6 protein-coding genes are annotated in these 6,377 nt (G+C 38.5%); 3 read left to right on the forward strand and 3 right to left on the reverse strand.

All coding sequences use genetic code 11. From position 1 onward, the window contains the following. Positions 1–26 precede the first annotated feature (26 nt). Both ACP6PM_RS23850 and ACP6PM_RS23855 read left to right on the forward strand, forming a co-directional pair. Entirely contained in the window at positions 27–641 is a 615-nt protein-coding gene (locus tag ACP6PM_RS23850) for a CIS tube protein (RefSeq protein WP_426589042.1), read from the forward strand. A 77-nt stretch (positions 642–718) separates the two neighbouring features. Further along, positions 719–970 (forward strand): hypothetical protein, encoded by a 252-nt coding sequence (locus ACP6PM_RS23855; RefSeq protein WP_426589044.1) that lies wholly within the window; start codon positions 719–721, stop codon positions 968–970. 69 nt (positions 971–1,039) lie between these two features. Here the strand turns inward: ACP6PM_RS23855 and ACP6PM_RS23860 are convergent, their stop codons facing one another. Beyond that, positions 1,040–3,325, reverse strand: a complete 2,286-nt coding sequence (locus ACP6PM_RS23860; RefSeq protein ID WP_426589046.1) for an eCIS core domain-containing protein — start codon at positions 3,323–3,325, stop codon at positions 1,040–1,042. Between the two features lie 205 nt (positions 3,326–3,530). Then, positions 3,531–3,737, reverse strand: coding sequence for a hypothetical protein (locus ACP6PM_RS23865; protein WP_426589048.1), 207 nt, complete (start codon positions 3,735–3,737; stop codon positions 3,531–3,533). 178 nt (positions 3,738–3,915) lie between these two features. Here ACP6PM_RS23865 and ACP6PM_RS23870 point away from each other — a divergent pair, with 178 nt between their 5' ends. Further along, entirely contained in the window at positions 3,916–5,142 is a 1,227-nt protein-coding gene (locus ACP6PM_RS23870; RefSeq protein WP_426589050.1) for a DUF4159 domain-containing protein, read from the forward strand. A gap of 17 nt (positions 5,143–5,159) precedes the next feature. On the opposite strand, the gene ACP6PM_RS23875 is transcribed toward ACP6PM_RS23870, so the two are convergent. Then, positions 5,160–6,233, reverse strand: a complete 1,074-nt coding sequence (locus tag ACP6PM_RS23875; protein WP_426589052.1) for a phage tail protein — start codon at positions 6,231–6,233, stop codon at positions 5,160–5,162. Positions 6,234–6,377: the final 144 nt, after the last annotated feature.

Consider the following 6,377-nt stretch of genomic DNA (forward strand, 5'->3'; position numbering starts at 1 on the left):
TAATTAATTTTTTTAAGGAGAATATTATGGCACAGCTTGTTAAGGCTATTTTGAAATGTCAGGATAATGCGCCGGATATTATATTTATGTTTAATCCCAAAGAATTAGTATTTGAAAGAGTTGTACAAATTGCAGATAATCCTGGCTCAAGAGATAATAATACTGGAGTTCCTAAAGTGAGCTTTTCTCATACTAAACCCTACCAAGTAACAATTAATAATATTTTATTTGATACTTATGAATCTGGATTAAATGTTGTGACAATTTTTATCGATCCTTTTCGGAAAGCTGTAGAATTTGCCCAGGGAAAAGAATCTCCACCTATTTATAAATTTATTTGGGGAGATCAAGTTTATCTTCGGAGTTGCTTTATTGAACGACTTAATTATAAACTTACGATGTTTCTTAGTGATGGAACTCCTGTTAGAGCTGTAATTGATAGTTTAATACTTAAAGAAACAGAGCATAGTAAACCTTCAAGGTCACTTGGTTATGATGGTACAAAAAATCAAGTTTCTGATACTCTTCATCAAGTTCGTCGTGAAATTGATAGTTTAGATAACCGCAAAAAAACTAGAAATAATCGTAAGCTTCCCATAGGAATTAATCCAGATAGAAATAGGATAAATAATTATTTTTAATTTTGGTTTTGTTGCAAAAAAGAAGGATTAGTGTATAGTTAAAACTTTAATATTTGAAATGTTTTCAAATAAATTCTATGACAGTCAATTTACCTATTAAATTAGAAAACCTTCCTAGAAATTTACCCTTAGATGGCGCTGTCCGGATTGATTTAGTCGAAGGTGTACTAATTTTTCGTGCTTCTAGTTTTGTGCTTGAACGAATTGAAATACTACTTAGCAAACAAAAAGAAACTGCACTCACAGAGGAGGAAGAAACAGAATTGGATGGATATGAAGAATTAGATGATTATTTAAGCTTGGTTAATCGTATGATTCGTAGAAGATAAGATGTCCAAATAATTTCCAGCATTGGTTCATCATTTGCGTTCACACTTAATTAGGAGATCGTTACCTTCTCAACCTGTGATTTCCTCAGCTTTCTGTTTTGTCCAATCCCAACCTTCAGAAACTGCTTCTGTGGTTTTGTCCCAATTATCTGAGGCCAAATCTGTCGCTTGATTCCAAGTCTCTGATGCTGTGTTTGCTGCATCTGAAGCCGTCTCAGAAGCTACATTAGCTAAATCATTCCAAGTTTTAGAATCTCTAATACGCTGAAATTTTTGTTTACTGGTTTCACCTTTTATACCACCTGCTATTGACTCACCAGCTCCTCCAAAAATAGCTCCAGCACCTTGCTTAACGCTTTGAATTGTTAGCTGTTTCAGAGCTTGTTTCTTCAACCAAGCTTTTGCTCCGTTACCCTTAACCAGTGTATTCGCTGCATATTCCCCAACTAATGTTGCAGGGCCTTTGAGTACACTTTTCACCAAAGGATTCTCAAATCCTTGATGAATATTCTCTAGATTTTTACCAACCTGACCAACTTTATTTTTAATAGTTTTGCCTGCTTTAGGAATAAACTTACTAGTACTAGCTGCTTTAGCCCCCTTACCAGCCAAACCCATAGCATCACCAATACCGGGAATAGCAGCTACTCCTGATAAAGCTGCATTTGACCAATTTCCACTAGCAGCATAAAGTCCAGCATTTGTTAGGTCTGCAACTGGACCTATTATTGGGAACAAACCTGCTACATCAAGAGTAGTATGAATTTTTTCTTTGTTTTCTCTATAAAAGTCTTGTCCTGCATCCCAAGTATCTGAAGTGAAGTCCGATATACCATTCCAGGTGTCTGATGTTGTATCTGTAACATTACTCCAAACATCTGAAGCAGTATTCTTAGTTGTATTCCAAGTATCTGAGGCAAAATCTCTAGCTTGATTCCAAGTATCTGATGCTGTATCTGTGGTTTTATCCCAAGTATCTGAGGCCAAATCTGTAGCTTGATTCCAGGTATCTGATGCTGTGTTTGCTACATCTGAAGCCGTATCAGTTACGTTACTCCAAACATCTGAAGCTGTATCTGTGGTTGCATCCCAGGTCTCTGAGGCAAAATCTGAGGCTGTGTCCCAAGCATTGGAAGTGGTATCTGTCACACTAGAAGCTACATCAGATACCCAGTCAAATAGTCCTTCACTACTGTCACTATCTGATTCTTTTTCATTCTCGTCGTTATCCCAGAAAAAGCCCTGTATTCTTAGTCCTGAACTGCCTGTTTGCTGAATTTTATGCGCCAACTCATGCGCCGTCAACGCATCTTTCCCAGGAGCCTTACCCTTACCATAATAAACATCATTCCCATGAGTAAACGCCTGCGCCCCAAGCTGCTGATTCATTTGTACCGCAGCACTTCCCGTATGCACCCGCACATCAGAAAAATCTGCTCCAAACCGAGGTTCCATGAAGCCTCTCACCTCATCAGAGAGAGGATGACCACCACCTTTTTCTCCTGATAACTGACTTTCTAAACCTTGACTCCCGCCGTCTTGCTGTTGCGTTTCACTAATTTGACGTTGAACCACAGGAGTAATACCATCCACCACAGGCTTTTCCTGTAGGGTTTCTTCTTTTTCCCCTATTTCCTGCCGTTGAACGTTCTGAACTGTTGGTTCAGGCATGGACATTACTTTGGCTGCCATATTGTCGGCTTCCTGCTCGTATTTATCCCCTGGTTGTCCAATAGTCAGTTTAGTCTGTACTCCTGCTTGCTCCTGCTCAGAGTCCTGAGATTTCAGTTGAACAGTTGCCTCAGACTGCATTTGCAGGTTTTTATCTTCTTCTTCCTCTGCCAGTTCATCCCTTTGTAGAATAGGCTCAGACTGCATCTGAAGATTTTCTTCCTCCACCTCTGGCATAATTTCCCGTTGAACAGTCAGTTCAGACTTAGTTTGAAGCTTTTCGTCTTCTTGCTGCTTCAACCTCTGAGCTTCAGCCATTTGAACTTTCATCATCCGTTGTAGCGGTGTATCGACTCGTGCAGCTCTTTGTCTAATCAATGTTTGAAGGTCAGGCTGTTCCGGCTGTCGTTGAACAGACTCATTTGCCTTCATCTGGAGGCTTTCTTCTTCCGTCTCTGAGGTTTGTCTTTGAACAGTTTGAGGTTGAGCTGGAGTCCCATACAGATGAGGATTTGCAGCTTGGTATCGTGCCGCCCGTTCTCGCATCGTTTGTATATCTTGGGGCTGTGGCAGACTTCTAGGAGTTGCTAAAAAAGGACGGCTAGCAAATGGACTTTTTTGTCCAGCATGGGTGTTGGTATCAAGTCCACCTATTTTCTTAGGCTTGACAAAATCATGACTCATGGTTGTTTCAGTTATCAGTTATCAGTTATCAGTTAGCAGTACCTCCTGTAATAGGGAGGCTTGAAACCTTAATTTCTTTGGTGGATATGTTGCGGTTAGACTATAATAGTTATTTAGCAGCGTACCATGATTCAACCTAGTTACTGCATAATCTTTACAAAAGTTTGTTGAATTTACTGCTGAAGTTTGGGTTTTGTTGCCAACTTTATGGACTAGATCGGGACTTACGCATAACCATCACAGATAGTAGGGGTGAACGGCCGTTCACCCCTACAAATGGTGTATAATTTTTTTTGCATAAGTCCTGTAGATGATGTAATGTACCCATTATTGGATAAATATAGCAGTTGCCATTACTGGCGCGAACATTCTCAAATATAGTTACAGCAAGAATGTACGGACGGATGGCCATTCGCCCCCACTTCTGACTTCAGCTATAATTCCTTTCTCAGGCCATTGTTTATAATGCCAGAAAACCCTAGTAAATAATCTGGCCAAATCTTGATAATAGTTCCATGATTTATAAAAAATTCTGCATTTCAAACCTCCCTATTGCAGGAGGTACTCACAACTGATAACTGATAACTTAAATGACAGAACAATCTTTTCCTAAACCTTCACCTAATCCTTTAGATCGTCTTCATGTTACAGACGGTTTAATGATCAATGCTCAAAGGTGGCGTTTAGCTCATCACTATTCTCGCAGACGGCAAAATTTACATTATCAATCCCTAAACCAACCCGGAATTGTTTGTGGGTTAGGGGTACATCCAACTCAAGCACCTCCTGGCGTCCAGTCAAAATTTCAAACGGGATGGTTAATGATAAAACCAGGAATTGCAATTGATGGTGAGGGAAATCCAATTATTATCGATCGCCCCATGGAATTTAGGATTAACGATCCTAAACCTTCCAAACTTGAACCCATTCTTGTCTATTTAGTAGTCAGTTATGTCGATCCAGAAGAACTTAGCTTGAGAAATGATAATGATGTTGTTCGAGAAACATTTCGGATCGATCAGAAAACTGACCCCCCTAGTCATCTAGAAGTGGAAGTCTGTCGCATCAACTTGCAACCAGGGAATGTTGAAATTAACAAACCCAATGATGTTTTATTTCCTCAAGTTAACGATATAGATTTACGCTATCGAATTCTAGCGCGAATGCGGCCTCAAATTCTGATTGAAACAGCAATGTTATCCCCTAAAGCTTCTGGAGGAATGATGTCAGAAGCGGAAGGAAAATATTGCCAAGATAATCTTGCTTTTCTGATGCGTTCGGTAGAGTCACTTGACTCCAGAATGCAAGGCATTTCAGAAATTCAACAAATACGCCTTAATCCCAACGAAATTCTTGATTTCGATCTACTATATTTAACTGAACAACAAACTTTTGAGTTGGGGAATGAGCAGATAGAAATATTAGAAAAATATCTAAAAAGTGGGGGAACTGTATTAATTGAAATTCCAATAGATAACGATATTAATCAAAATTATAAAGATTTGACAGATTGGGCCACAGAAGAATTTAATCTTAATTTTATTAATTGGGAACAACTCCTTCCCGAGCATTTACTAAAAGTTCATCCATTTCTCTTCGCAATACCTCCTGATATTAACAATGAATCCATTCAACTTTTTGTAGGAGGCGGAATGATTATAATTATTGGCCATTTATCACAAGCCTGGGGAATCAACGAACATATGCTACCCCGCAATGAAATTAGAACTGCACAAGAATTTGGAATTAACCTACTTTATTTTGCTTGGTATAGACGACATCAAACTCAATTGTTAGAGAAATTATCCAGCGAATAATCTGTTAGTATATTCATCTAAAATTCCTGTACAATATTTAATTCATAGGTACAAAAAGCAGGTTTATATTCCTCAATAATTTCTCGCACTAATGACTCATCAATTTGATTCGGAAACTCAACTTTTAGACGAACAATAAAGTGATAAGCACGTCCTCCACCAAGCATTGAATCCCGATTAACACAAGCTTCTCCTAATACAAATCCTTTCTGAAAATCTTCCCACAAACTAATATGTTTTTCCGCTTCAGGGAGGTTTTCATCAAGGGGTAAACCTGTAAGCAGATGTAGATAGAATCGTAAACCTTTACGAGTTCCATGCCAACGGTAAAGGGTGACTGCATTGCGAATCAAACGACGCTGAATTTGAATTGGCCAGCGAGAATCCATTTTCCAACCTACCCACTGGGCCAGAAAGGGAAGCAGTGCTTCAGGTGTGGTTAGAGGGTCAAGATAGGCCCATAAATTATCGGTAGTTTGGACAGCCGGATCGTAGGTTTCTTCTAGGATTTTCAAGAAACGACTTAGGAAATCCGCTTCACGATAAATAACGGGTAAAAACTCAAGATATTCAATGCGGGGACGAATTTTTAAGTCAAAAACTTGATAGCCAATTAATTTTTCATTTGGATTGTTTTTGTAAGCTAAAATTTGAGCCGAATAATTAATTTCTAGTTTGTCATTTTCTGAGTTTATAGCTTGTTGATTTTCAAAGAAGTTTTGCGGAAAGTTAAACTCTATTTCAATATCTTGTCGGTATTGAGGGTTAATTGTTAATTGATGGCTAAATCCTTGAACTACTTCTGATTGAGTTGAACCATTATTAATAGTTTCTTGATAAAATTGACACCAATGGGGAGAAATTGCTGGTTGAAATTCAAGTTGTAAATAAAGAGTTAGATGTTCTTCAGACTGATTTTCTAACCGCAGCAAAATTTCACTTGGTTCTCCCGGAGAAACTTGTAGTTCTATTTTGCTTGTATCTACACTTTGACCGCGAGATATAGCAAACTTTCCCATACTTGTATTATCGGTAAGCTGCATCGCAGTCAATTGCAGGTTAAGAGTTGGAGGAGAGTTTGCTTGAGTCATTTCAGTTATCAGTTATCAATTACCAGTACCTCCTGGAATAGGGAGACTTGAAATACTGAATTTTCTTTTTTTTATCCCCTTCAGGACTTATATCAAGTCACATTAAATAACCTTAATATAGAGTAAGCAGAAAAGACAAGGAAT

Origin of the sequence: Dapis brunnea BLCC-M229 (assembly GCF_050015995.1) — a bacterium.
In the GTDB taxonomy this organism is placed as follows: Bacteria; Cyanobacteriota; Cyanobacteriia; order Cyanobacteriales; family Microcoleaceae; genus Trichodesmium.